At 31.7% G+C, this 26,325-nt stretch carries 28 protein-coding genes; 16 read left to right on the top strand and 12 right to left on the bottom strand.

Annotated features, from left to right (window positions below; translation table 11 throughout):
* Positions 1 to 33 precede the first annotated feature (33 nt).
* Entirely contained in the window at positions 34 to 585 is a 552-nt protein-coding gene (gene rfbC / locus G508_RS0102215; RefSeq protein WP_026703789.1) for a dTDP-4-dehydrorhamnose 3,5-epimerase, read from the top strand.
* A complete protein-coding gene (rfbD, locus tag G508_RS0102210) occupies positions 579 to 1,424 on the top strand; it encodes a dTDP-4-dehydrorhamnose reductase (protein ID WP_026703788.1) in 846 nt (281 codons plus the stop codon). The genes rfbC and rfbD overlap by 7 nt, the downstream gene beginning before the upstream one ends.
* 185 nt (positions 1,425 to 1,609) lie before the next feature.
* On the opposite strand, the gene G508_RS0102205 is transcribed toward rfbD, so the two are convergent.
* The 3 genes from G508_RS0102205 to G508_RS18440 form a co-directional block, all read right to left on the bottom strand.
* The gene (locus G508_RS0102205; protein WP_026703787.1) at positions 1,610 to 2,530 is read right to left on the bottom strand and encodes an NAD-dependent epimerase/dehydratase family protein; all 921 of its coding nucleotides are present in this window, start codon (positions 2,528 to 2,530) and stop codon (positions 1,610 to 1,612) included.
* 393 nt (positions 2,531 to 2,923) lie between these two features.
* Positions 2,924 to 3,463, bottom strand: a complete 540-nt coding sequence (locus G508_RS19380; RefSeq protein WP_051197397.1) for a glycosyltransferase family 2 protein — start codon at positions 3,461 to 3,463, stop codon at positions 2,924 to 2,926.
* Positions 3,464 to 3,596: 133 nt separating this feature from the next.
* Positions 3,597 to 3,809: a hypothetical protein gene (locus G508_RS18440; RefSeq protein WP_157485858.1), complete on the bottom strand. Its 213-nt coding sequence runs from the start codon at positions 3,807 to 3,809 to the stop codon at positions 3,597 to 3,599.
* Between the two features lie 619 nt (positions 3,810 to 4,428).
* Here G508_RS18440 and G508_RS20475 point away from each other — a divergent pair.
* A complete protein-coding gene (locus G508_RS20475) occupies positions 4,429 to 4,560 on the top strand; it encodes a hypothetical protein (RefSeq protein WP_281170201.1) in 132 nt (43 codons plus the stop codon).
* Between the two features lie 310 nt (positions 4,561 to 4,870).
* On the opposite strand, the gene G508_RS0102180 is transcribed toward G508_RS20475, so the two are convergent.
* Entirely contained in the window at positions 4,871 to 6,349 is a 1,479-nt protein-coding gene (locus tag G508_RS0102180) for a glucosyltransferase domain-containing protein (RefSeq protein ID WP_026703786.1), read from the bottom strand.
* A gap of 223 nt (positions 6,350 to 6,572) precedes the next feature.
* Between G508_RS0102180 and G508_RS0102175 the strand changes: the two genes are divergently transcribed.
* From G508_RS0102175 to G508_RS0102155, 4 genes are all read left to right on the top strand, one after another.
* Positions 6,573 to 7,127 carry a hypothetical protein gene (locus G508_RS0102175; RefSeq protein WP_026703785.1) on the top strand — a complete coding sequence of 185 codons (555 nt, stop codon included), beginning with the start codon at positions 6,573 to 6,575 and terminating at the stop codon, positions 7,125 to 7,127.
* Between the two features lie 439 nt (positions 7,128 to 7,566).
* Complete coding sequence (locus tag G508_RS19375; RefSeq protein ID WP_051197393.1) at positions 7,567 to 8,379, top strand: FkbM family methyltransferase; 813 nt, start codon at positions 7,567 to 7,569, stop codon at positions 8,377 to 8,379.
* Between the two features lie 11 nt (positions 8,380 to 8,390).
* Entirely contained in the window at positions 8,391 to 9,644 is a 1,254-nt protein-coding gene (locus G508_RS0102160) for a lipopolysaccharide biosynthesis protein (protein ID WP_026703784.1), read from the top strand.
* Positions 9,641 to 10,873: a hypothetical protein gene (locus G508_RS0102155; RefSeq protein WP_026703783.1), complete on the top strand. Its 1,233-nt coding sequence runs from the start codon at positions 9,641 to 9,643 to the stop codon at positions 10,871 to 10,873. The genes G508_RS0102160 and G508_RS0102155 overlap by 4 nt, the downstream gene beginning before the upstream one ends.
* Here the strand turns inward: G508_RS0102155 and G508_RS20530 are convergent.
* Together G508_RS20530 and wecB are read right to left on the bottom strand one after the other, a co-directional pair.
* Positions 10,851 to 11,384, bottom strand: coding sequence for a UDP-N-acetyl glucosamine 2-epimerase (locus G508_RS20530; protein ID WP_342662944.1), 534 nt, complete (start codon positions 11,382 to 11,384; stop codon positions 10,851 to 10,853). The genes G508_RS0102155 and G508_RS20530 overlap by 23 nt on opposite strands.
* Positions 11,308 to 11,973, bottom strand: coding sequence for a non-hydrolyzing UDP-N-acetylglucosamine 2-epimerase (wecB, locus tag G508_RS20525; protein ID WP_342662943.1), 666 nt, complete (start codon positions 11,971 to 11,973; stop codon positions 11,308 to 11,310). The genes G508_RS20530 and wecB overlap by 77 nt, the downstream gene beginning before the upstream one ends.
* A 68-nt stretch (positions 11,974 to 12,041) precedes the next feature.
* Between wecB and G508_RS0102145 the strand changes: the two genes are divergently transcribed.
* Positions 12,042 to 13,148, top strand: coding sequence for a glycosyltransferase family 4 protein (locus G508_RS0102145; protein ID WP_026703782.1), 1,107 nt, complete (start codon positions 12,042 to 12,044; stop codon positions 13,146 to 13,148).
* Here G508_RS0102145 and G508_RS0102140 read toward each other — a convergent pair whose 3' ends face one another.
* Positions 13,149 to 13,925 carry a 2OG-Fe(II) oxygenase gene (locus G508_RS0102140; RefSeq protein ID WP_026703781.1) on the bottom strand — a complete coding sequence of 259 codons (777 nt, stop codon included), beginning with the start codon at positions 13,923 to 13,925 and terminating at the stop codon, positions 13,149 to 13,151.
* Positions 13,926 to 14,116: 191 nt separating this feature from the next.
* Between G508_RS0102140 and G508_RS0102135 the strand changes: the two genes are divergently transcribed.
* The 5 genes from G508_RS0102135 to G508_RS0102115 all read left to right on the top strand — a co-directional run bounded on the left by G508_RS0102135 (position 14,117) and on the right by G508_RS0102115 (position 19,572).
* Positions 14,117 to 15,214, top strand: a complete 1,098-nt coding sequence (locus tag G508_RS0102135; RefSeq protein ID WP_026703780.1) for a DUF1972 domain-containing protein — start codon at positions 14,117 to 14,119, stop codon at positions 15,212 to 15,214.
* A gap of 226 nt (positions 15,215 to 15,440) precedes the next feature.
* Positions 15,441 to 16,484, top strand: coding sequence for an O-antigen ligase family protein (locus G508_RS0102130; protein WP_169628008.1), 1,044 nt, complete (start codon positions 15,441 to 15,443; stop codon positions 16,482 to 16,484).
* Entirely contained in the window at positions 16,481 to 17,464 is a 984-nt protein-coding gene (locus G508_RS0102125) for a UDP-glucuronic acid decarboxylase family protein (protein ID WP_026703778.1), read from the top strand. Before G508_RS0102130 ends, G508_RS0102125 begins: the two co-directional genes overlap by 4 nt.
* A 3-nt stretch (positions 17,465 to 17,467) precedes the next feature.
* Positions 17,468 to 18,820 carry an exopolysaccharide biosynthesis polyprenyl glycosylphosphotransferase gene (locus G508_RS0102120; RefSeq protein ID WP_026703777.1) on the top strand — a complete coding sequence of 451 codons (1,353 nt, stop codon included), beginning with the start codon at positions 17,468 to 17,470 and terminating at the stop codon, positions 18,818 to 18,820.
* On the top strand, positions 18,820 to 19,572 hold the full coding sequence (locus G508_RS0102115) for a glycosyltransferase family 2 protein (RefSeq protein ID WP_026703776.1): 753 nt from the start codon (positions 18,820 to 18,822) through the stop codon (positions 19,570 to 19,572). Before G508_RS0102120 ends, G508_RS0102115 begins: the two co-directional genes overlap by 1 nt.
* A gap of 8 nt (positions 19,573 to 19,580) precedes the next feature.
* Here G508_RS0102115 and G508_RS0102110 read toward each other — a convergent pair whose 3' ends face one another.
* The 3 genes from G508_RS0102110 to G508_RS18420 are packed head-to-tail and all read right to left on the bottom strand — an operon-like array spanning position 19,581 to position 22,105.
* Positions 19,581 to 20,108 carry an ORF6N domain-containing protein gene (locus G508_RS0102110; protein ID WP_026703775.1) on the bottom strand — a complete coding sequence of 176 codons (528 nt, stop codon included), beginning with the start codon at positions 20,106 to 20,108 and terminating at the stop codon, positions 19,581 to 19,583.
* Between the two features lie 3 nt (positions 20,109 to 20,111).
* Positions 20,112 to 21,425, bottom strand: a complete 1,314-nt coding sequence (locus G508_RS0102105; RefSeq protein WP_026703774.1) for a phenylacetate--CoA ligase family protein — start codon at positions 21,423 to 21,425, stop codon at positions 20,112 to 20,114.
* Positions 21,425 to 22,105: a DUF3667 domain-containing protein gene (locus G508_RS18420; RefSeq protein ID WP_169628007.1), complete on the bottom strand. Its 681-nt coding sequence runs from the start codon at positions 22,103 to 22,105 to the stop codon at positions 21,425 to 21,427. Before G508_RS18420 ends, G508_RS0102105 begins: the two co-directional genes overlap by 1 nt.
* 279 nt (positions 22,106 to 22,384) lie before the next feature.
* On the opposite strand from G508_RS18420, the gene purD reads away from it, so the two are divergent.
* Positions 22,385 to 23,656: a phosphoribosylamine--glycine ligase gene (purD, locus tag G508_RS0102095; protein WP_026703773.1), complete on the top strand. Its 1,272-nt coding sequence runs from the start codon at positions 22,385 to 22,387 to the stop codon at positions 23,654 to 23,656.
* 41 nt (positions 23,657 to 23,697) lie between these two features.
* Here purD and G508_RS0102090 read toward each other — a convergent pair whose 3' ends face one another.
* Positions 23,698 to 23,928 carry a DUF6341 family protein gene (locus G508_RS0102090; RefSeq protein ID WP_026703772.1) on the bottom strand — a complete coding sequence of 77 codons (231 nt, stop codon included), beginning with the start codon at positions 23,926 to 23,928 and terminating at the stop codon, positions 23,698 to 23,700.
* Positions 23,929 to 23,977: 49 nt separating this feature from the next.
* Between G508_RS0102090 and G508_RS0102085 the strand changes: the two genes are divergently transcribed.
* Positions 23,978 to 24,907, top strand: a complete 930-nt coding sequence (locus G508_RS0102085) for a hypothetical protein (RefSeq protein WP_026703771.1) — start codon at positions 23,978 to 23,980, stop codon at positions 24,905 to 24,907.
* Between the two features lie 70 nt (positions 24,908 to 24,977).
* On the opposite strand, the gene upp is transcribed toward G508_RS0102085, so the two are convergent.
* Positions 24,978 to 25,631, bottom strand: a complete 654-nt coding sequence (gene upp / locus G508_RS0102080; RefSeq protein WP_026703770.1) for a uracil phosphoribosyltransferase — start codon at positions 25,629 to 25,631, stop codon at positions 24,978 to 24,980.
* 67 nt (positions 25,632 to 25,698) lie between these two features.
* On the opposite strand from upp, the gene G508_RS0102075 reads away from it, so the two are divergent.
* Positions 25,699 to 26,304: a DUF4254 domain-containing protein gene (locus G508_RS0102075; protein WP_026703769.1), complete on the top strand. Its 606-nt coding sequence runs from the start codon at positions 25,699 to 25,701 to the stop codon at positions 26,302 to 26,304.
* The last annotated feature ends 21 nt before the right edge of the window (positions 26,305 to 26,325 follow it).

Raw genomic sequence — 26,325 nt, 5'->3', positions numbered from 1 at the left:
GATTTTTGAAATTGCCATTGAATTCGAACAACTATGAATTTTATAGAAACAAAACTAAAAGGATGTTTTATCCTCGAACCCAAAATAATACAAGACGAAAGAGGCTACTTCATGGAAAGCTTCAATGAGAAGCGTTTTCAGGAAGGAATTGGTCAGGAAATTCATTTTGTGCAAGACAACCAATCTTTTTCGTCAAAAGGCGTTTTGAGAGGGTTACATTATCAAACAGGCGAACATGCTCAAGCAAAATTAGTTCGGGTTTTATCGGGCGAAGTTTTGGATGTTGCAGTTGATATTCGTCCAGATTCTGAAACATTTGGACAACATGTTGCCATTTTGCTTTCAGGAGAAAATCAAAAGCAATTTTTTGTTCCAAGAGGTTTTGCACATGGATTTTTGGTGTTGAGTGAAACGGCTACTTTTTTCTATAAATGCGATAATTTCTATAACAAGGAATCCGAAGGCGGAATTATTTTTAATGATCCAGCTCTCAATATCGAATGGCACTTTAAAGGTGATGAATTGATCATTTCAGAGAAAGACCAAATTTTACCAACCCTCGAAAACGCGAAGAAAGCATGGTAGTTATAGTAACAGGAGCTTCGGGCCAATTGGGACAATCGTTGCAATTTATAGCTCCAAATTATCCTGAAATCGAGTTTCATTTTTATACTTCAGGGGAATTAAATATCACCGATTTAGAGAATTGCAAAAACATTTTTGCCGAAACAAAACCCGATTTTTGTATCAATACAGCAGCTTACACAGCAGTTGACAAAGCCGAAAGCGAACCTGAAAAAGCACATTTAATAAACGTGACAGGAGCGGCAAATTTGGTGAAGGTTTGCAAAGAGTTTGATACCATTTTGCTTCATATCTCTACCGATTTTGTTTTTGACGGAAAGGCATCAAAACCTTATACCGAAGAAGATCTTCCAAATCCAACAGGAGTTTATGGACAAACAAAATTGGATGGAGAAAAAGCGATCCAAAAGATTTGGGAAAAACATTTTATTATCAGGACTTCTTGGGTGTATTCTCAATTTGGAAATAATTTCATGAAAACGATGTTGAGGTTGGGTGCTGAAAGAGATTCACTTTCAGTAGTTAACGACCAAATAGGAACTCCAACAAACGCTGTAGATTTGGCGGAAGCCTTAATGAAAATTATACTAGCCTACAACCTACAACCTACAACCGATAACTTTGGAATCTTCAACTTCAGCAACGAAGGACAATGTTCGTGGTATGATTTTGCTAAAAAAATATTTGAAATTAATAAAATGGAAATAGATTTACAGGCAATTCCTAGCTCAAGTTATCCAACGCCTGCCAAACGACCTGGTTACAGTGTTTTGGATAAAAGTAAGATTAAAGAGGTTTTTGGGGTTGAAGTAAGTCTCTGGGACAGAAAATTGATTTAGTCTGCCTAATTGCTCGGTTATAGTTAAAAGTTTATTGGTAAAATACTATCTGTCTCGGGTGTATGAATATTGTAGATAAACCACAATGACCACAAATGGTCTTTACAAGACGACACAAATTTGTGAGCTTGGCATAAATATCCTTGTGTCCTTAATGGTTTATTTAACTCTACTCTCGCTAAAATTTATACTTTGATTGTGTTTTTGATGTGAATATAGCATCTTTCGATTCCTTCGGTCATTGATGTAAATTGAATCAAGGGAAATTTTAATTTAATTTTCGAATTATCTAATGCGATAAAAGGATTGTCACTATTCCTTTGTTCAATATAAATTATTTTATAATCTTCTGATACGGTTGACTTTATAAGTTTTAATAGTTGGTTTATGCTTAAATTATCATTTGAACAAAGATTGTAAATGCTTGATACAGATAAATCGGTTTCAATGGAAGTTTTTATGAAACGGACAACATCCTTAATGTAAATGTAATTTCTTATTGCTTCTCCATTACCGTATACTTTTATATCTTTTTTATGTACTATGTTTTCTAAAAAAGTATTAATAATTCCTAGGCCTTTATTTGTTTGCTGATTTTCCCCGTAAATATTTGAAACTCTAAAGATATCAAATTGAAGATTGTTTTTTTCTTGATGATAATTCAAATAGTACTCCATTGTTAACTTGTTTATACCATATGGAGAAAATGGAGACTTATTTGCATTTTCATTTAAGCTCTCACTTGAGCAACCATAAATAGTACCAGCACTCGATATGAAAACCACTTTTTTAACATTAGACTTATTTGCTAATTCTAAAAAATCTAGAAAAGGCAAAAGATTTTTTTCTATTTCTATTTTAGGATTTTCCCAACTTGTAATAGGAATTGAGTCAGACGCTAAATAATAAATAAGATCAAGACCCTCAAAATTTTTAATAATATCAGCAGTATTTTCAATATTAAAACTAAAATAAGGGGCTTCAGCAGTAGTATTATTGGTGTCAGATCTACCAAACAATTTTAGGGAAATATTTTTATTTTGCGATAGATCTACACTTAAATGCTTTCCAATAAATCCATTACATCCAACAATACCTATGTTCATTACAGTAAGTTTATAGATTCTTCAATAACAGAAAAAGGCCTGTCTCTAACTTCGTCATAAATACGAACAATATATTCGCCTATTATACCTAAACAAATTAATATCAAAGAACTAAAAAATGAAATTATTATAGTCAGTGAAGCATAGCCTTTGACAGGAATCAAATTAAAAATTGATTCATAAAGAATATAAATCGAATACACCACAGCAAAAATTAATCCAGCCGTGCCCATAAATGTAATTAAGCGGATAGGTACATTTGAAAATGAAAAAATACCATCTTTAGCTATCTTTAATAACTTCTTTAAGGTGTAGCCTGATTCTCCTTGAATTCTTGCATGCCTTTCATATTCAACACCAATTTGCTTAAATCCAAGCCAAGCCCTTATTCCTCTAAGAAATGGATTTTTTTTCTTGAACCTTTAACATATTCTCAACCACTATTTTTTTCATTACACAAAAATCGCCACTATCTATCTGAATTTCTGTATTGCTTATTTTTTTTAAAATCTTATAGAAAGAAGAATAACTTAATTTTTTTAAAAAAGATTCTTTTCTTTTCTTCCTAACACCGTAGGCAACATCATATCCTGAATCCAAAAATGAAAAAAAGTGTGGAAGTAGGCTTGGAGGATCTTGCAAGTCATCATCAATAATAGCGACGTAATCACCAGAGCAATGTGTAAGACCAGTTTTTACGGCAATTTGATGGCCAAAATTTCTGGAGAGTTTGATCCCTTTTATATAAGAATAGGAGTCAGCTAGCTCTTTAATTTTGTTAAAACTTAAATCCTTACTTCCGTCGTCTATTAAAATTAATTCTAAATTCCAATTGTTTCTTTTTTTTTCAATATCAATAGCCTCAACCAAAATATTCAAAAAAGTTTCAGAATTATAAACAGGTACGATAATTGAAATTTTTTTGTGAGTCATTATTTTAAATGATGTATATATTTGGTAAAAGTAATTATATTTTTAATTAAAAAGATTAAGTATATGACAAAAAACAGGATAGATTAATATCCAATGACATAAATCCGGTTATTAGATATTTTGACAAATAGTCTCACCTATATTTGAACTCACTTACTGCTCTTCTGCCATGCTTTTTTATTGTTGTTTTTCGGATATTTTCATCCATATAATCTCCAATTTTGTAACACCAAACAAAGGCAATCATGGTTAATGAAAATAATTTTGTTAATCTTTCTAAATCAGTAACATGAGTATTTTCAATATTGAATCCACTACTTTTTAAATCCTTTAGAAAGTGTTTCAATTTGCCATCTATGTTTGTAATATTCCATTGATTTTTCTGGTTTATTGAACGAAACAATGATTAAAAACTACATTTTTCCATCTCTGTCAATGGCTTTTTCCCAGAAAGATAACATCTTTACCCATGCATTTCTACAATTCTTGGATAGTGATAAAATTCTCTAATTTTTTAAATTATTGAACAACCAGAAGGATGGAATTTCTTTGTTTTTTTGATAAGAATAGGTCTTGAAATTATTTCTAATATAATATCTTATTTGTTCATCATTCAAGAATTCTAACCATTTCTCTCCAACAAATTCCCTATCGGTCAAAATACAATCAATTGTATCTTGTCCAAACCAGTCAACATGTTGTTTTATGAGTTCAACTCTTTCTTGATTATGAGAGTTACCTCATTCTGTCAAGCATTTTGAACATCAATGGGAAAGTAACATTTCTATAGCTAACCCCGAGCATTAAAATGTTGATGTTTTCTCGCCAAATTTCCAGTTAGTCCTGTCTATCACCAATATTAAATTATTTTTAAAAGGTAATATTTTGAATATCAACATACCGAATACCGATCGACAGTGGTGACTTTTCAATGTTCAGCAGAAGGGTAGTTGATAATATCAAAAATGCCTGAACAAAGCCGATATCTAAGAGGGATGAGAGCTTGGGTTGGTTTCAAGCAAATTGCTTTTGAGTATGACAGGGACGAACGTCAAGCAGGAGAAACTAAATACAGCTGGACTAAATTGTTTAACTAGCGTTTGATGGGATTTTTAATTTTAGTGATTTTCCAGTAAGGATTATTGCACGTTTAGGTTTTATCACCATTGTTTTTTCTTTAATCTACTTTCTTATAACATTTATAGAAAAATATATTATAATGACGTACCGCAGGGTTTTTCTGCTACTTTTTTGGCTATAATTTTATTTAGTGGTGTCTAGTTGATTTCTTTAGGATTAATTGGCTATATGTATTGAGAATCTACAATCAAGTTAAAAACAGACCTTTATTTATTGTTGATAAAATAATTCAAAGCGAAACCGATGAATAACAAGAAAAACAATAAGTTATTTTTCCCACTCAGCTAAAGAGGCACCTCTCTCATTGTTTAATTTTATGACTACTACATTTTCTATCTTTTTCACAGAGCCATTTAGTGGATAAACTGGCATTGTTTGTAAACTATCTTTTATTTTGTTAAATGATTCTTCGTTATCTAAAAAACGATAATACAAGATGTCATTGAATGCAAAAAAGTTAAAAATTCGCCAATTATTCCCATTATCCCAACGAAAAATAGAACTTTCAAAAACTTCAGATTTTGGCAATATTAATTTCTCGTGATTACTCATTGGCAATCCTCCGTAGAAGTAAACGAAATCGCTTTCAGCATTAAATCCCTCAAGTGAATTGATTTTACGACTAATATCTTTGGCGATTTCGAGATCGTGTTTAAAAATCTTGTTTTGCGTATAAAACAAATTAGTTACATAATAGCTATTCCATAAAAAAAGTAACATGCTTGCAAAAAGCACTTGATTGTAATACTGTTTTGGTATTTTTTGCAACACAAAAACTACCACAAAGACAAAAACCAAAGGAGAACTCACATAAATACGTGGTGGATGCCAGCCACTTCTGATAAAAAAGGACATTGTAAAAGGGACAATGAGAAGCACAACAAAAATCAAACTTTTTAGCCATGCATTTTTCTTCTCTTTTACAAACAAAATTAAACTTATAAGAAGCCCCAGTAAGACCAAAATGTATGGTTTCTCACCATAATATAAATTACCAGTTATGTTATCTGCTAATATTTTGAAGAAATCGATAAATGGATTAGATGTGTTTCCACTTGCATAACTATTTAAAAAATACGCACTGTTTTCAGAGTTCACAAATATTTTAACGCTTAATAGATACACCAATACTGATATTGCAAAGCAACCCGCAAAAGATAATGCTTTTTTAAATTCTTTTTTAACATCTGTTTCAGAATTGTTGATTTGTACAAAAAAATAAAGCATATATAGTACAAAAGGAACAAGTATCAACGCTTGGTTCATAGCAAATGTACTCGCAAGAAATAAAACTGAAAAAACATTAAAAAGGATTTTTACCCATCCAATTTTAGATTGTTTTAAAAACAAGCTGATACTCATTGTTCCAAGAAAATATCCAAGAGGAACAGCGTCTGCCTGCATTGTGAAAACAAGCTGATAGGCGTGTTGTGGAAAACTTAAAAACAACAAACAGAATATATACGTATAAATACCTTTTATGTTTAAAATCTTGGTTATTTCAACAGCTGTAATTCCAAGAAAGATAAGTCCAAACAACAAGGTATAATAAGGGAGTAAACCATTAAATACATAAAACCGCAGAAAATAATGTCCCCAACGCCCTAAATTTAAAGGATTGGGATCCCAAGCAGGCATTTCACTATCAACAGTTAAACTAAAATTTGTAAGTGCAAAGCCATAGGTAATTATTGCAACAAGAATAGAAAAAATGTATAAAAATAATTGTTGATGCTCTTTTTTCATTTTGAATTATTTATCTGTAGCAAATGTATTGAAATAAAATGTGTATTCAACAATAAATGAAAGGATGAAGGAATCGAAACTAAAGATCAAAGAACTAAGAAGCGGCAACTTATTTATATTAGTAAATTGCTTTGTAGAAAAATATTTTTCAAGAGGAGATTTTTATAGGAAATAATTTTTTAGTTTAACATAAATACATATTTTTGCCAAAAATATCTTAATTATGAAAACACGTTTTTTTATAACATTGATGGCACTGGCTAGTTTGACAATTAGCTGTAAAGATGAAAAATCACTAGATGCTGTAAAGACTGAAGAAGTCGACAAGAATTTCAAAGTAATTTTGAATGCGGTTGTAAACGAAAATGATAGTTTTCAGCTATATTATACAGAAGAAGCTTTTGGTGTGCCAGGTCATTCAGCTCCTTATCAAGAGGAAAATTCAATTTGGGTGGATGTGAAAGGTAATACTAGTGCTCAAGATATTGTATTTACTTTCCCGGAAGATGTTATTCCTACTTATATAAGAATGGATTTTGGAACAAATAGCAATCAAAAAGAAATTACAATTAATAATTTCACTATGAGTTATATGGACAAAAAATTTGAAGCTAAAGGAAGCTTATATTTTAATTATTTTGTTCCAAATCAAAGCATTAAAGTTGAAAACGGTGTTGCGGGATTAATTAAACCAATGAAAATGTCAAGTGGCATATATGACCCGCTTTTCTATTCAGACTTACCACTGTTTAATGAAATTCAAAAACTTATAAAGTAATATACAGCCACAATAAAATGTGGCTTTTTATTTTAAAAGAAAGAAATGAAATTTGCCATAAGGGAAAAATTTAATTTTTTTATGATGATTAAGGCTGTCTTTTTTCTATAGTCAATAATTTAAAATGAATGAAAATAGAATATTTAGATAAAAAAATTGATATAAATCCATCTAGATTTTTGAAACCTATTTTATTCCTAATAATTCGATTGAAATCAAATATAAAGCAACAGGAGAAGTTTTAACAAAGAAAGACACCAATGGCATTTATGATCCAGTTGTTAACTCAGGAAAAATTTAAAACTTGAGCTTGAAAAAATATATAGGTAAAAATATAGAATATTGTAAAAAAACACCTCATTACCCAATGAGGTATTTTTTTTTAGTTACTTTTGATTTTATAAAAAGAGGTGTCTTACATCTTTAATTTCGATACATAATGAGAAGAATAAGAATTATATTTTATTGGTTATTTCATACTAAAAACAATATTGGCTTTATTGAATTATTAAAATTTTTAGCCAAACCAAAAGTTGATACTATTGCAAAAACATTTATCCAAAGTATTGAATCTATTGATGAATATTATAAAGTAACTTTTCATAATTTAAGCAGGGATCTATATTGGCCTAAAAAATTTTCTATATCAGGCATTTATCAGGTTACTTCGGAAACTTTTGACACAAAAGATTGGCATTATTATCAGCATGAAAAAACCACAATTGACAAAGGTGATATTCTTCTAGATATTGGAACTGCAGAGGGTTTATTCCCTTTGGCAGTTGTAGACAAGTGCACTCATGTTTATATGATTGAGCCAAGTCAGTATTTCTTCAAATCTCTTTTGAAAACATTCGAACAGGATATTGAGAAGACAACCATTTTTAATGTAGCAGTAGGAGCCAAGAAAGATAAAGTTTTCTTCAATGAGGATTCGTTAGACGGACAAATTTCAAGCAATAGTACTTCCAACAGAAGCATTGATGTAGAAACTATTGATACTTTAATTGGACAAAATAAAATAACCTATTTAAAAGCTGACATTGAAGGTTTTGAATATGAAATGTTGCAAGGAGCTAAGGAAACAATTACTAAAAACAGACCTAAAATTGCCATAACAACCTATCATAAACAGAACAATCCAACAGAAATTATCTCTTTAATTAAAAGTTTCGTTCCAGAATATAATTATATTGTAAAGGGAATACATGGAGAAGAACCTAAACCCGTAATGATTCATTTTTGGATATAACCTCCTAAAGAATGCTAATTAAAAAAGTTTTTGGAAAATTTAGTAACAAATTCCTTGTCTATGGATTAGGCCAAGCTTTTAATTTAGTAACCCCTGTTTTAATTGCACCCTATTTAATATATGTTTGTAATTTGGATGGATTCGGAAAAATTGGAATTGCTTTTTCATTTGCCTTATTTTTCATTTTGATTGTGGATTATGGATTTGATATTAAGGGAATAAAAAAAATTTCAGAATCCAGAAATAATCCAGAACAATTAGAACACGAATTAGTATCAACACTCTATACCAAATTTTTTTTATTTATTATTTCAGCCACTATAGCTGCCGTATGTGTGTTTCTCTTTCCCTACTTCCATAATGAAATAAAATTATTTTCATTCTCTTTAATGATTGTATTTGCTCAAGTTTTTAATCCTGTTTGGTTTCTTCAAGGATTAGAAAACTTTTATATATCAAGTGTTGTGAATGCATGTTCAAAAGTTATTTATGTCATTTTAATTTTTGCCACTATTAAAGTTGTCGATGATTATATATATGTAAATTTATTTCTAGGCTTAAGTTCTTTAATTGTCAACATTGTAGGCTTGATTTTCATATTTAGAAAAAATAATTTCAAGTTATTGCCAGTAGATTTTAATCTGATTTTTGAAACATTAAAGAATGATTCCTCACTTTGTATTTCGCAATTATTCTTATCCATTAGACAGCTTTCCCCACTTTTTATCGTAGGTTACTTTTTTGGTTTTACTTTAGCGGGACAATATAAAATTGTTGATCAGGTTATATCTCTTTACAGGACATTTTCGCAAGTTTTTCTTAAGTTTTTTTACCCACAATTGTGTTTTAGATTAATTGAGAATAAACAGGAAGCGATAACGTATTGGAAAAGATATGTAGCAGTTTTGTTCTCTGGAGTTTTTTTTTCCGCTTTGATATTGTTTTTCTTTAGTCAAAATGTATTGTTTTTTTTTCGAGTAGAAGTCAATGTGATGGAGCATTTGCAAAGAACCTTTCAAATGGCATTAATTATACCAATAGCAATGGTTTTTTCGTTATCATTAGAACAATTAATGTTTGGCTTCCATAACAATAAAATTTATTTTAAGATTACAATTTTTGTAACCATCTTTAATTTGGTTACAATTTTACTGTTTTCTAAATTCTTTGATTTATCAGGAGTTATAGTCTCTGTTTTTTTATCAGAAGTAGTATTTGTTTATTTATATTACCAAACAGTTTTTCAAAAAGATAGCAAACAATGAAAATTAATTTTTATAGTTTTTTATATATCCTTTGCATAGTATCTTCATTTTTTCCAAATTATGAAGTTACCTTTTTAATATGGTTATTTACTGTACTGGTAACGTTAAAAAAAAAATATTCTACAACGATAGTTAATTTTATAGGCCTTTTTTCAGTTGTCCTAATAACAGCAACATTATCAACATTATTTTACGAATATCCAACGTTTTCGGTCATCAAAGACTTTACATATCTATTAAAACCCATTTTAGGTTTATTAGTTGGATATCAGATTTTCGATAAATTTAAAAGTAAAAATTTTGATGTTTTTATAAATGCAGGATTAATACTTTCAGCAATACATATAATTTTAATATTTGCAGCTTTCATCAAATATCAAAGTGTTGATATGAATTTAATTAGATATGAAGCAGGTTTTTTTAGCGACTATGAAGTATACGTTTTTGTATTACTGCTTTTTAGTAGTAAATTCAATATTGAAATAGATAAAAAGACAAGGACAGTATACCTGCTTGTAATTGGCTTTTCTGTTTTTATGTATTTAGCGAGAACAAATTTTCTACAACTAGCCATCTTAATACTTGGTATAAAAGGTTATTACGTACTTACAAGAAAATCAGTAAAAGTGCTAAGTTTTACGGTTATTGCCGTTTTGTTAAGTTATAGTACAATATATTATTCAAATCCCAAGAGAAATGGAAAAGGAATTGAGGCGCTGATGTATAAAATTAAAATAGCTCCGGAAGAAGCTTTTAAAACAAAAATTAATAAAGATGACTGGAAAGATTTTAATGATAACTATCGATCATTCGAAAATATAACTACAGTTAAGAGAGTCTCAGCGGAAGGTACTAGAGCAATCGTTTTTGGAAAGGGAATAGGCTCTACAGTAAAAATAGGTCAAAAAATATATACAACAGATGGTTCAATAATTACTCATTTTGCTGTTGCTCATAATGGATTTATGACTATATTTTTGAAATCAGGATTACTCGGAGTTCTATTATTGATTGTATTTTTATATCTACTTTACAAACAAAAAAGAAGTGAATATCCAATAATTAATAATATAAATATGTTATTAATGGGAACCGCTGTATTTCTAATTTTATCAACTTGGGTTTTTATGGGTGTATATTTTAAATTAGATAACAAATCAATAATAATAGGACTGATTATAGCAATGAGAGAGTATTTATTGAAGACTAATGTCCATGAGTTAAAATAATTTCTTTTATTTTCTCACTAGTAGTACCATCACCATAAGGATTTACGGCTTTTGATATTTTCGAATAATAAGAGCTATCAGTCAAAAGTTTTGAAGTTTCAGTAACTATTTTTTCTTTTTTTGAACCAACAAGTATTGCCGTTCCTGCATCAACCCCCTCCATTCGTTCGGTTACTTCCCTCAACACTAAAACGGGTTTTCCTAAACTTGGAGCCTCTTCTTGAATTCCACCAGAATCAGTTAAGATGATATTAGAATTATTCATCATCCAAATTAAATCAGGATAATCTAGAGGAGCAATTAATCTAATATTTTCTCTGATTAATTTTGCGTGTGCAATTTCTTTGATATTAGGATTTAAATGAACAGGATATATAATTTGAACATCATATTTAAATGAATCTGCAATTTCTAATAAAGCATCGCAAATTTCTTCAAAAGGTTTTCCAAAATTCTCCCGTCTGTGACAAGTTACTAAGATGATTTTTTTTAGAAAAATCAATGTTTTCATATTTTTCAATCAAATCTTTTTTTGAAGAATTTTTAATTTCTTCTAGACCTAATAATAAAGCATCAATTACAGTGTTTCCTACTACAAAAACATTATCATTAATGTTCTCCTTAAATAAGTTTTCTGCAGAAGTTTGCGTGGGACAAAAATGATAATAAGCAATTTTAGAAGTCAAAACCCTATTCATTTCCTCTGGAAATGGCGAATAAATATCTGAACTTCTTAGACCCGCTTCAATATGGACAATTTTAATTTTCTTGTAAAAAGAAGCTAAAGCTCCAGCTAATACGGTTGTTGTATCGCCCTGAACAAAAACATAATCGAATTCCTCTTTATAAAGAATTTCTTCTGTTATCTTTAAAATCAAGCTTGCTGTTAGTTCATGCAAGCTCTGATTTGGCTTCATTATGTTTAGATCATAGTCTACTTTAATTTTAAAAAAATCCAAAACCTGATCTAGCATTTCTCGATGTTGGGCAGTAACTCCAACTTTGACTTTAAAGTTAGAATCCAAAGAGAAAGTTTTAACTAAAGGACACATTTTAATTGCTTCTGGACGAGTACCAAAAAGGAATAGAATTTTCTTCATTAAGAATCATGATTAAAATGTAAAACTAATAATAATATCTATATTTGTATAGAATTAATCATTATTAAATGAAAGTCCTTTTTCAAACTAGAACAAATCTTTATACAGCTCCAGGTGGTGACTTGATTCAAATCCAAAAAACCAAAGAATATCTTGAAAAACTAGGAGTAAAAGTGGATATTTCATTGGAATTTGAACCTGATTTAACAGATTATGATGTGGTACACCTATTCAATTTAATGGATCCTCAAGATATTTACTTGCAGTGTGTAAATGCGAAAAAACAAAATAAAAAAGTTGTGCTTTCAACAATATATGGTCTTTATACTGAATATGAAAGAAAAGCAAGAGGAGGCTTAGCTCAAAAGCTTGCTAATATTCTATCTCCCTATCAAATTGGTTATTTGAAAATTATTATCAGACATTATCATGAGAATCGATTTCACAAAGGTGTAAAAAAACTATTATTTAGAGGTTATTACGGATTAATGAAAGACATAACAAAAAATGTTGATGTATTTCTACCTAATTCAATTTCCGAAATGAAAAGAGTTGCAGCTGAGTTCAAATTAAAAGAATATAATTTTGAAGTTGTCCCAAACTCAATTGACAAAGCGGTTTTTGATAATTCAAAAGTCAATACAAACAGTAAATATGCAAAGTACAAGGACTGTATTCTCTGTGCTGCCAGAATTGAAGGAAGAAAATCAACTTTAAATTTAATTAGAGCCGTAAAAAACACAAAATATACTTTAGTTTTAGTTGGTAATGAATCTAAAAATCAAAAGAAATATGTAGATCAAGTTCATGCTGAGGCTGGATCAAATATATTTTTTTTAGGACCAATTCCCCATGAAGAATTAAAAGAACTATATCAAGTTGCGAAGGTCCATGCTTTAGTAAGTTGGATGGAAACTCCCGGACTGTCTTCCATAGAAGCGGCAGCAATGGGTTGTAATATTGTAGTAACAAAAAAAGGGGATACGGAAGAATATTTTGAAAACTACGCTTTTTATTGCCAACCAAATGATGTCAATTCGATTAAAGAGGCAATTGATAATGCATATTCGACACCTTTTGATGAAGAATTAAAAGCAAAAATACTTAGAGAATATACTTGGGAAAAAGCAGCTTTAAAAACATTAAAGGCCTATGAAACCGCTAACAATCAATAATTACTGATTCTTAGCAGTCCCACTACCAAAAAATTTATTCTTAGTTTGCACTAAAAAATTATAATTTTTAGCCAGTTGCTTTTTCAAGAAAGACGCATCTTTTGAAGGAAACCAGTCTGTAGTTCTTGGTTCTTCAATCAATCTTTCATGAACTTGATAAGCATAAGTAGCAACGGATGTTCTATATCTTCCTTCAGGAAAATTAGTCATATCATAGCCATGAAGCGTGTAGGGTGCACATTGTTGAATAATCAATCTATTAAAGGGAACATCAAGTTCGGCTTCATGATTGGTTCTTAAATCTTTAATTCTCAAACCGCCTTTATATTCCGGCTTCCAGTCTTTGTTCAAATACAATAATAAATTTAGTTCTCTGTACCAATTTTTATTAATTGGATGATAATTGAAATCCAAGTGCATGTCTAAAAAACTATTCTTTTTTCCTTGATGCAACCCACCACCATGATTTTTAGGATCAACAAAAATGGTTTTAGCTGTAATGTAAGACAATATTTTATTAAACCTTTCAGAAAGTAATTCACTATGCAATTCTGCTAATTCTGAACCAAGTTCTTTATAGTTGGATTTTTCAAATTTATTATTAGCAAAAGCATAATCACGACTTTTATTATTGAGTTCAGGGATACTTTCGTATGCTTTAACTAATTTTTCTTCATCACAAAAGCCGTCAATAATTAAATGAGGAAAAGGTTGAGCTGCAAGATATTCTATACGGAGTTTATCTAAATTATTTTCAAGGTATTCAAAGTTAATCATGACAAGATGTATAACGTTAGTTACTGACAAAAATAGGAATTTATGTTTAATAAAAACGATTATCAAATTTCATTTTCAGTTAATTGTGTGACATTAACAAAAAACCATAAACAACATAATTTGAATAGGATTATTTTTGTTCTCCAAGAATTAAATTACCTATTTTTGCTTACTGAAAAAACAAACCTTTCATGAAAATAGCAATACTAGGAACCCGAGGAGTTCCCAATCATTACGGAGGTTTCGAACAATTTGCAGAGTTTTTTTCAGTATATCTAGCAGCAAAAGGACACGAAGTGTATGTCTATAATTCGCACAACCATCCTTATCAGGAAAAAACCTTTAAAGGTGTTAATTTGATTCATTGTTATGATCCTGAATTCAAGATTGGAACAGCAGGACAGTTCATATATGATTTAAATTGCATATTAGATTCTCGCAAGCGAAATTTCGATATCATCTTGCAATTGGGTTATACCAGCAGCTCGGTTTGGTATTTTCTACTTCCAAAAAAGCCCTTGATCATCACCAACATGGATGGTTTGGAATGGAAACGAACCAAATATTCAAAAACGGTTCAAAACGTATTGAAATTTGCCGAAAGACTTGCCGTAAAAAGTAGCGATTATTTAATTTCAGATTCTCTCGGAATTCAAAAATACATAATCGAAAAATACAACAAACCATCAACTTATATTGCCTATGGAGCTCACGTTTTTGAGCAACCAGAAGAAGAAATTCTGAAGGAATATAATGTAGAGAAGTACAATTTTAATATGATTCTCGCTAGGCTTGAACCCGAAAACAACATCGAAACGATACTCGACGGCATTGTTTTAGGCAATAATCAAGCAACCATTCTCGTTATTGGTAATCATAACACTAAATTCGGGAATTATTTAAAACAAAAATACACAGCCAATAAAAATATCCGATTCATAGGTGCGGTTTATAACCTGAAGCATCTCGATAATTTGCGGTATTTTTCAAACCTCTATTTTCATGGACACTCCGTTGGAGGAACCAATCCATCTTTGTTAGAAGCCATCGCATCAAGAGCTTTAATCATTGCTCATGATAACGATTTCAACAAGGCTATTTTAAAAGAAAATGCATTTTATTTTAAGAATCCCGAAGACGTTAAAAATTTAACAGTAAGAATCAAAAAAAATGATAACTTGCAGGTTATTCAAAACAACTTTGACGCTATTGCAAGCGAATTCAATTGGGAGAAAATAAATGGCGAATATTTACAATTATTTGAAAAGTGCATCTCTGAAAATCAGTAATTTAAGCAAACATCCACAGGTTTTCGTTTATCTTTTAGCAATAATTCTACTATCAATTCCTTTGAAATATATTTTCGGGAGTATTGCTTGTATTTTGTTTTTAGGCGTTTGTTTTTCTACTTTACACAAAATTAAATTCAACTTCAATAAGGCACTAATCCTTCCGATCTTTCTTTATTTGCTGATGGTTTTATCCTTAATTTGGACCAGAGATCAACAAGCAACTGTGTCTGGACTTCAAAAAGAGGTGTTGTTTTTTCTCATCCCGTTGGCTTTTTTACTTGTACCAAATCTTGCGAAAATAGATACTCAAAAAATATTCAGATACTATAGTTTTGGAATGGTGCTGTATGCTTTGTTTTATTTTGGAAATGCTATAGTACGCTTCATCCAAACCGGAAACAAGGCCGTTTTTTTCTACCATGAGTTGGTGACCTTGGACTTAAATGCAATTTATGTTGCCGTTTTTGCTTCATTTGCGATGTTTTATTTCATTTCGAGAAAAGGAAAAACGCTCTTAGAACAGATATCCATTTTTATACTGGCGGTGTTTATTTTTCTACTTTCGTCAAAAAGCATCATTTTCATTGATTTCCTGCTCATTATTTATTTCTATATCTATTTTGCAGAGACCCAAAACAGCGTGAAATTGCTAACAATTGCCTCCGTAACAGCCTTTTTGGTTTTTTCATTGGTTTTTGTAAAAGAAATTCGAGAGCGTTTTTTAATCGAATATGAAACCGCTTTCGTAGACAACACGCTAAACGAAGATATAGGAAACGGAAATGTCTATAATGTTAGTCTTAATCAAGCTTGGAACAACGAAAAGTTTGAACAGAATCATTTTTTTCCTGGAACCGCCATGCGAATTTATCAAACAAGAATTTTTGGTGAAATGCTCCAAGAACAAAATATATTTTTCACTGGTTTAGGATTGGAAGCTTCACAAGAGAATATCCGAAAAAAAACCGAAGAACATAATTTATATCCAGGTTATGGCGATTTCAACTTTCATAATCAATATGTTCAAACCTTTGCCGAATTGGGAATATTTGGTTTCCTGATTTTAGTAGCAATGTTGGTTTTCAATATTAAAAATGCAATAGCCGACAAAAATTTCCTGCATATTGTTTTTTCCCTAACCATGATAATCTTATTTTTGACCGAATCCTTTTTTTGCAGGCAAAGAGGCATTGTGTTTTTTGTTGTGCTGTACAGCATCTTCAACGCGGTTAGAATGCAAAAGAAAGTATTAAAGCCATCATTATGAAAAGAATTCTAGTTACGGGAGCGGCAGGTTTTTTAGGTTCCCACCTTTGCGACAGGTTTATTGCTGAAGGTTATTATGTTATTGGGATGGACAACCTCATAACAGGTGATTTAAAAAATATCGAGCATCTGTTTAAGCTCGAAAACTTTGAATTCTATCACCATGACATTACAAAATTTGTACACATTCCTGGGAATTTAGATTATATCTTGCATTTTGCTTCACCTGCAAGCCCAATTGATTATTTGAAGATTCCAATTCAGACCTTGAAAGTAGGTTCGCTTGGAACTCATAATTTATTAGGTTTGGCAAGGGTTAAAAAAGCACGAATCTTAATCGCTTCTACATCTGAGGTGTATGGAGATCCATTGGTGCATCCCCAAACCGAGGAATATTACGGAAACGTAAACACCATCGGACCAAGGGGGGTTTATGACGAAGCCAAGCGTTTCCAAGAATCCATCACGATGGCCTATCATACTTTTCATGGCGTAGAGACCAGAATTGTTAGAATTTTTAATACCTATGGACCAAGAATGCGACTCAATGATGGTCGTGTAATTCCAGCTTTTATCGGTCAAGCCTTAAGAGGGGAAGACCTGACCATTTTTGGTGACGGAATGCAAACACGTTCTTTTTGTTATGTAACGGATCAAGTGGAAGGTATTTTCAGATTACTGCATTCTGATTATCACTTGCCCGTAAACATTGGTAATCCAGACGAAATAACCATCAAGGATTTTGCCGAAGAAATTATCAAGCTAACTGGAACCAATCAAAAAGTGGCATATCACCCATTGCCCATAAACGACCCCATGCAACGTCAACCGGATACAACCAAAGCGAAAGAGATTTTGGGTTGGGAAGCTAAAATTACTCGCCAAGAAGGAATGAAACTAACCTATGAATATTTCAAATCATTGTCTTCCGAAGAATTATTGAAAGAAGAACACAAAGACTTTTCAAAGTATATTTTTTAATGAATGAAAAATAAAACAGGAAGATATTCAGGTTACATCAGGCCATTTTCATATCTATTGGATTTGGCAATCATCAATTTGTTTTCCTTTTTGATGCTTTCTGACGCTTTTTGTTCGCCTTATTTTATGGTTTTTATTTCACTTTCGTGGATTATAATTGCCATAAATGTTGGTTTCTATGAAGTTTATCGCTTTACAAAAGTAGTTGAAATCGGCAATAAAGTTGCCAAACAGTTTGCTCTGTTTACAATTCTATGTTATGCGTTTTCAGGATTTTATGTAAAAAATTCTAATTCGCAAGATACACTTGAATATACTGTAGTTTCGATTTTAACAATTGCAATTCTCAAACTTTTTATTTATTATTTCCTTCGAAAATACCGATCGCTTTTTGGTGGGAATTTTAGAAAAGTAGTCATTATAGGAAACGAAAAAAAGATCCAGCATTTGGCTGATTTTTTCAATGAAAATCCTGATTATGGTTATCAGCTAGTTAAGGTTTTTAACCTTGAAGGCGATAAAAAAACACAAATTTCCGATTGCTTTTCATTTGTCGTAGAACATAAAATTGATGAGGTATATTGTTCCATGAGTGATTTGTCGATCAATCAGGTTAATCATTTTATTGATTTTGCAGATAACAATCTCAAGATCCTAAAATTTCTTCCTGACGAAAAGGAAGTTTTTGGGCGAAATATGAAACTTGATTATTACGGTATCATTCCAATTGCATCATTGCGGGATATTCCGCTTGACGACCCTATTAATCAATGGATCAAAAGGATTTTCGATATCATATTTTCATTGATTATCATTGTTGGAGTACTTTCATGGTTGATCCCGATTTTGGCCATCTTCATAAAAATGGAATCCAAAGGACCAGTTTTTTTCAAGCAAATGCGAAACGGACTCAATTATCACGAATTCAATTGCTACAAATTTCGCTCGATGCGACTCAATGCAATCGCTGATATTGAACAGGTTTCTAAAAATGATCCCCGAATTACCAAAACAGGTCGATTAATGCGAAAAACGAGCATCGACGAACTACCACAATTTTTTAATGTTTTTCTAGGGGATATGTCGGTTGTTGGGCCAAGGCCACACATGGTGAGCCATACAGAAATGTATGCTCGGAAAGTCGATAAATTCATGGTGCGGCATTTTATCAAGCCTGGAATTACAGGATTGGCCCAAACAAATGGATTTCGTGGCGAAGTAGAAAACGACAAGGATATCATTTACAGAGTAAAATATGATATTTTCTACATGGAAAATTGGTCGATTTTATTGGATTTGAAAATCATTTTCATGACCGTTGTCAATGCAGTCAAAGGTGATAAAAAAGCCTACTGATGGAAGCTTTAGTATCCATAATAACGCCTACTTTTAATTCTGGAAAATTCATTTCAGCAACGATCCAATCGGTTCAAAATCAAACGCATCAAAATTGGGAAATGCTAATTGTAGATGATGGTTCATTGGACAATACGATTGAAATCATAAATGAAATTGCAAGACGAGACAACCGAATTCAATTTTTTCCTCAAAAGCAAAATGTTGGTCCTGCAAAAGCCCGAAATATTGGGATTGAGAATGCAAAAGGGAAATACATGACTTTTCTCGATGCAGATGATATTTGGTTTCCAACATTTATTGAAAACAGCATCCAAACCATAAAAAAAACGAATATTCATTTTGTATTTTCATCCTATAAAAGATCGAATGAAAACCTCGAATTTGTCTATTCAGATTTTATCGTTCCCGAAAAAGTAACTTATACTGATATTCTCAAAACCAATTCCATCAGTTGTTTGACCGCTTTTATTGACATCGAAGTTTTAGGCAAAAAAAAGATGCCCAAAATTTTCAAGCGTCAAGATATGGGACTTTGGTTGCAATATTTAAAAGAAATTCCGTTTGCCTATGGTATTCAGGAAACGCAAGCTATTTACAGGATTCGGGAAAATTCACTTTCCAGAAACAAGTCGAAATTACTCAAATACCAATGGCAGTTTTACCGAGAAGTCGAAAAATTGAACGTTTTCCAGTCGGTTTATTATATGTTGCAATGGATGTATCGCGGTTTTATAAAGTATAGAAATTAATAAAACCTTTATTTTTTGTAGCCAATTTTGTTTCTTGGTTTTTGGCTTTCTTTTTTCTCTGTTAATTCATCCAAATAGCTAAAAACCAACTCGATATTTTTATCATGGTTCTCCAGTTTTTTCTGAATCTGTAAAATATCAATTTTTAAATCGGTAGTATCCAGAAGCATCTGACGAATTTTTGAAAATATCCTCATGATTTGGATATTCGTCTGAATGGCTTTGTCGCTATTCAAAACACTTGATAGCATTAACACTCCGTGTTCTGTGAATGCCATTGGAGCATAACGTAATCCCATCTTATCAGAATTGGAGGTCACAAATTGCGACCTCCAATTTGCAAATTCGTCTTTTGATAATTCAAACATAAAATCCTCAGGAAATCTAGATAAGTTTCGTTTGACTTGCTCTTTTAATCGTTTAGTTTCAATCCCGTAAAGTTTTGCCAAGTCTCTATCAAGCATTACTTTTTGATTTCTGATAAAATAAATTTTATTAGAAATTGTTTCTTCAGAAAGGTACATTTCGTTTTCCATATATTATTTTAAAAGGGATATAAACTGCTTTAATTTTCCTCTGTTTGTTCTTTCCAACGAAATTTTTCGGATAAAAGTAAAATTCAAATTTGGCTCTAAGTACAAACTGATAGCCTCTTCAATTTTCTTGATTTGAGGTTCAGAAAGTTCTATTTCGCTAACATATTCTACCTCAAAAGAATCTATTTTTAGTTGCTTGATGATGAATTCCTTCACATTTCCATCGTCTTCAATAATGCTTTTGGTAACATAATAAAAGGTCAATCCGGGCGATTTTTTTCCGCTTGGCAAAACTGCAACATCATTGGTTCGGCCGATTAATTGTTTCAGAATGGGTTTCTTGAAAGTACTTTTTTCATCCAAAATTCCAATATCGCCAATATCATATCGAATAAAAGGATGGGCTTTGTTGAAAAGAGAGGTAATCACAATTCGGCCTTCTTTTCCATTTGGAACGGGCTGATTGTTTTCGTCTAAAATCTCTACAAAAAGTGTTTCGGCATTTACTTGCCATTCGCCTTTAGGGTTCTGAAATGCAATCAAATCTAGTTCAGAAGCACCATATTCGTTCACAATCGGTATTCCGAATTGGGTTTGCAAAAGTACTTTGTCTTCCTCAAAAAGCATTTCGGAAGTTACCATACACACTTTCAAAGTTGGACAAATATTTTTTAGAATAATATCTTTCTTTTTAAGAAATTTGGCAAATAAGACAATCGAACTCGTATAACCGTTGATATAATCAAACTCCGATTTTTCAAATTTCAGCAACACTCTTTCTAAAACGGCATCAGATAAATCAAAGATAGAAAAGCGGTATCTTTTGCTTAAAAAATCCTTCAAACGTTCTTTTCTGTATCCGATAAAATCCTTTGGAATACCATAAAAGCGAGCTTGATAGGAAGTGTTAAAATCAACACCAAACCATCCGAATCTATAAATTATAGAAGCCCAAGTTACAGCATGAGCATATTTGTCTTTGGCAAAAATAAAAGGCTCGCCACTTGAACCAGAGGTTTTATTAACGAAAATATTTTTCTCAGAATATCCTTTTGAAAGCCTTTCTGATAAAGGCTTTTGAAGATTTTTTTTGGTTAAAACCGGTAAAGTATTCCAAATATTGAAAGTTCCACCACCATTCAAATCTCGGTAGAATGCATTATTTTGAAGATGAAAGTTGACGATTTCCTTTTTCTTTTCTTCTAAAAAAGCCTCATATGCAGTTTCTGGAACCGACAGAATTTCTTCAAACTGTTTTTTGCCTTCCTCTATCGGGAAACCGGAAAGTTTTAGAGAAAGGTCAAAGAGTTTTAGCATTATTTAGGTGCTGGAAAAAAGGTTTTAGGATCAATACCTGTTGACATCGCATATACAACTCCAACTATGATAGCTATAATAATTAGCAGTATGTAAACTATAAACAGTATTGCAGCAAGTAGTAACAATCTCAAAATAACATCACCAGCACTTTTTTGATTATATAAATCTATATAAAACCATATAAAAGTTCCAATCATGATAATCATCGAAATGATTGTTGGTATTATCATAAACAAATGCAGGTTATCCTTGAAAGCGTATTGAAGTGGAATTACAATAAGAATGGTTAAGACTTGTAAAAAAACCAGGGAATAAGCTGTAATCACAACATTTTCATAGTAATTGTACCCCCATTTCTTAAATGCCAACCAAGTAAAGAAAGCCATAATTGGAACACTTGCTAACATTATTATTGCGTAATACTTGTAAATAAAAGAAAACATAATAATATTCATTTTCTCTTGGATCTCTGGCAGGTTTTGGGATTTATAAAATCTAGCCATAATTTCATCTGGATGAATCAATGTATTAGTCAAAAAAGCACTAATACCCGCCACTACGAAAACCAAAAGAATAGGTTTGTAATGGTTCACACGGTTTCCTTCTACAAATTCTCTAGCGGTTTTTCCAGGACCTCTTAGGATTTTTTTAATGCTATACAAAAAACCCTTGTTCATGTGTAGAACCGTATATTGAAGCTCATCTTTAATATACGTTTTGTCAATACGTTTTGCCTTTTTTTGGCCACAGTTTGGACAAAAATTTAAGACAATTTCATTACTACAGTTCTTGCAAATCTCGCTCATCGCTTTTTGTTAAAAAATTCCCAACAAATATATTTATTTCTAATAGAAAATGAATCCTTCTATTTCAAAAATAAGTTAGTAAATGCTTAAAAAATTATTATTTGAAGCCAAAACGACCTATTTTTGCCTAACAACTAAAACAACACTAAAATGACAATTTTACTACTTGGTTCAGGAGGAAGAGAACACGCTTTGGCGTGGAAAATGCTTCAAAGTTCACTTTGCGACAAGCTTTTTGTAGCTCCTGGAAATGCAGGAACCGAAACTATTGCAACAAACGTAAACATTTCTCCAACTGATTTTGGAGAAATAAAAAAATTAGTAATTGCCGAAAAAATAGACATGGTTGTCGTTGGTCCAGAAGATCCTTTGGTTCTTGGAATTGTCGATTTCTTTCTAGATGATGAATTTTTGAAAAATATTCCAGTAATCGGACCTTCAAAAACCGGTGCTAGATTAGAAGGAAGTAAGGAATTTGCAAAAGAATTTTTATTGAACCACCGAATTCCAACTGCAGCTTATCAAAGTTTTACCAAAGACAATATAGAAAAAGGATTTCATTTCTTGGAAACCTTGAAACCGCCTTATGTTTTAAAAGCAGATGGATTGGCGGCCGGAAAAGGTGTTTTGATCCTTCACGATTTGGATGAAGCCAAGTTCGAATTAAGCAATATGTTGCTGAATGAAAAATTTGGAATTGCAAGTTCAAAAGTCGTTATCGAAGAATTTTTGGACGGAATCGAATTAAGCTGTTTTGTTTTAACAGACGGGAAAAATTATAAAATTCTTCCAACAGCAAAAGATTATAAAAGAATTGGCGAAGGCGATACAGGTTTAAACACTGGTGGAATGGGAGCTGTTTCTCCAGTTCCGTTTGCAAATGCCAAATTGCTTGAAAAAATAGAAAACAGAGTTGTAAAACCTACAATCGACGGTTTTCATCATGATAAAATAAACTACAAAGGTTTTGTATTCATCGGACTAATCATTGTGGATAACGATCCTTATGTAATTGAATACAATGTGAGAATGGGTGATCCAGAAACAGAAGTAGTCATTCCAAGATTAAAATCAGATTTGGTTGAGTTATTTGTGGCTGTAGCCAATGAAAAACTAGATGAAGCAACTCTTGAAATCGACGAAAGAAGTGCCACAACCATCATGGTTGTTTCTGGCGGATATCCGGAAGATTATGAAAAAGGAAAAGCGATTTCTGGAATAGAACTGGTTCAGGATTCTATCGTTTTTCATGCAGGAACCAAAACCGAAAATGGTCAAGTTGTGAGTAACGGAGGAAGAGTTTTAACCGTAACTTCATTCGGAGAAAGTTTCGAAGAGGCCATAAGAAAATCTTACCAAAACATAGATAAACTAAATTTTGATAAGATGTATTTTAGAAAAGATATCGGTTTCGACCTTTAATATTGAAGTTTCCTAATTCCCATTTGGGGTTAGGAGACTTTTTACTTTAAGAAAGAGTGAGCCGTAGTATCTTGAAATTCGTCATTGTTTGATTTGTGCAGTTTCAATTGTTTGATCCAATAAACAATAAAATAAGCACAGATAATCATAAAAATCCAATTCAAAAGATTGGCAGTGAACCAACTAGTTAATTCCAATTCTCTTAGAAAATCTAAAGGCAAGAATAAAAAATCAACGAATAAAGACTGTATTCCTTCAAAAAATGCTTTCATTTTTAGTACAAGTATTATATTTACAATTACAAAAGTATAAAATATCCTTATGATTACAACTATTTTTAGCAAATCAAGACCATTTAATTACATTTTGGTCACAACCTTGCTAATTGTATGCTTCTTTCTCTACCAATTAAAAGACGTTGCAAGTATCGATTCAGGCATGGAAATTGCCAATAAAGGAGTGCTATTATTGTTATTGGTTGCTTCGCTTTTCATCTCGAATTTCATCACCAAAAAAAACGGACTCAGTAAAGACAATACGTTTCCGTTCCTGTTCTTTTTCAGTTTTTTGATATTGTTTCCAACCACTTTGGGGACTTCAAGCCTAATCATTTCAAATTTTTTCATTCTTTTGGCCTTGCGAAGACTAATTTCGCTACAATCATTGGTCACGCCAAAAGAAAAAATATTCGACGCCTCTTTATGGATTTTCATAGCAGCATTGTTTCATTTTTGGAGTATCTTGTTCATTATTTTAGTTTTTGTTTCCATTATACTGCACGTTGCAAGAGATTATAGAAACTGGGTTTTGCCTTACATAGCCTTTTTTACCGTGGCAATAATATTCCTGTTATTCGCCTTTATATTCGATAAAACATTAGTCGATAGGCTATTGGAAAAAGCCTATTTCAGTTTCGATTTCAATTACTTTACCAATAAATTCCAAAACATCGCACTTTCCATTTATGTTGCTATCACAGCCCTATTTCTTTTCACACAAATTGTTTCCCTGCCAAGCAGACCACTGATTCACCACAACTCCTACAAAAAAATCATCATTACCTTCTTTATCGGATTTGCAGTTTATGTAGTTTCGCCCGATAAAAACAACAGCATTTTGCTTTATACTTTCATGCCATTAGCCGTTATGGCAACAGGCTATTTCGAAGGAATTCAAGTAAAATGGACCAAAGAAGCAACAGCTATTTTAGTAGTTGGACTTAGCTTTTTATCATTCTTCTTGCAATTGTAAGTAAGGAAGTAAGGAGTTCTTTAACAATGATTAAGAAATCAAAAATCTTCGATCAAAAAATCATTTCAAATTAAAGTTTGTTTCCATACGCCAAATCCCCGGCATCACCCAAACCTGGAACAATATAGTTTTTCTCGTTTAGTTTTTCATCCAAAGTCGCTACCCAAAGATGGCAATAATCTGGAAGATGTTGCTTCAAATAGGCAATTCCTTCAGGAGCAGCAATCACAACGGCAATATGAATTTCCTTTGGAGTTCCTTTTTCCAATAGCTTCTTGAAAACGGCCACCATAGATTGTCCAGTAGCAAGCATTGGATCAATTAAAAGCAGATTTTTATTTTCAATGCTTGGAATTGCTTGATATTCAACCCTGATTTCAAAAGCATCATCGTTATTATAGTGATTGCGATAAGCCGAAACAAAACCATTTTCGGCACTGTCAAAATAATTCAGAAATCCCAAATGAAGAGGTAATCCAGCTCTTAAAATCGAACACAAAACCAAATCATCTTCAATTTCTGTTGTCTTTTTTATTCCAAGTGGCGTCTGGATTTCGATAGCTTTATAATGCAAGTCCTTACTTAATTCATAGGCCATAATTTCACCAATACGTTCGATATTTCGTCGAAAACGCATACTATCTTTCTGAACATTTACATTCCGAATTTGACCCAAGAAATGATTCAGGACACTATTGGCTTCTGATAAGTAATGAATTTGCATAAACTGATTGAATTTGTTTTAGGTTATAAAAGTATAAAAAGTATCTTTGTCTTTTAAATATAAAGATATGTTTTCAAAATTAGCATACTCCGTTTTTGAGCAAAGTATTCAGGACTACCACAAGTTCGACAATGTAGATCAGCCTATAGAAAATCCTTTTCCGAAGGATAAATTTGAGCATTTGTTGTATTTCAAAAATTGGATTGACACGGTTCAATGGCATTTTGAAGACATCATCCGTGACCCGAATATCGACCCGGTTGCTGCACTTACGTTAAAAAGGAGAATCGACGCTTCCAACCAAGAAAGAACAGATATGGTGGAATATATAGACAGTTATTTTCTTCAGAAATTCAGTCATGTAAAAGTAAAGGACAATGCAAAAATCAATTCTGAAAGTCCGGCTTGGGCTTTCGATAGATTGTCGATTCTTGCCTTGAAAATCTATCACATGCATGAAGAAGCAACTCGTCCAGAAGCGTCACAAGACCACAGAGATAAATGTCAGGCAAAATTAAATATCTTACTAGAACAAAGAACCGATTTGTCAACAGCAATCGATGATTTGTTGCAAGATATAGAAAATGGCGATAAATTTATGAAAGTGTACAAGCAGATGAAAATGTACAATGACGATGAATTGAATCCAGTTTTGTATCAGAATAAAAAGTAATTCTACGACAAGTAAATTGTC

It is taken from the genome of Flavobacterium soli DSM 19725, assembly GCF_000422705.1.
Lineage (GTDB): Bacteria > Bacteroidota > Bacteroidia > Flavobacteriales > Flavobacteriaceae > Flavobacterium > Flavobacterium soli.
The sequence above is the reverse complement of the archived record's forward strand: the minus strand, read 5'-3'. Positions and strand labels throughout refer to the sequence as shown.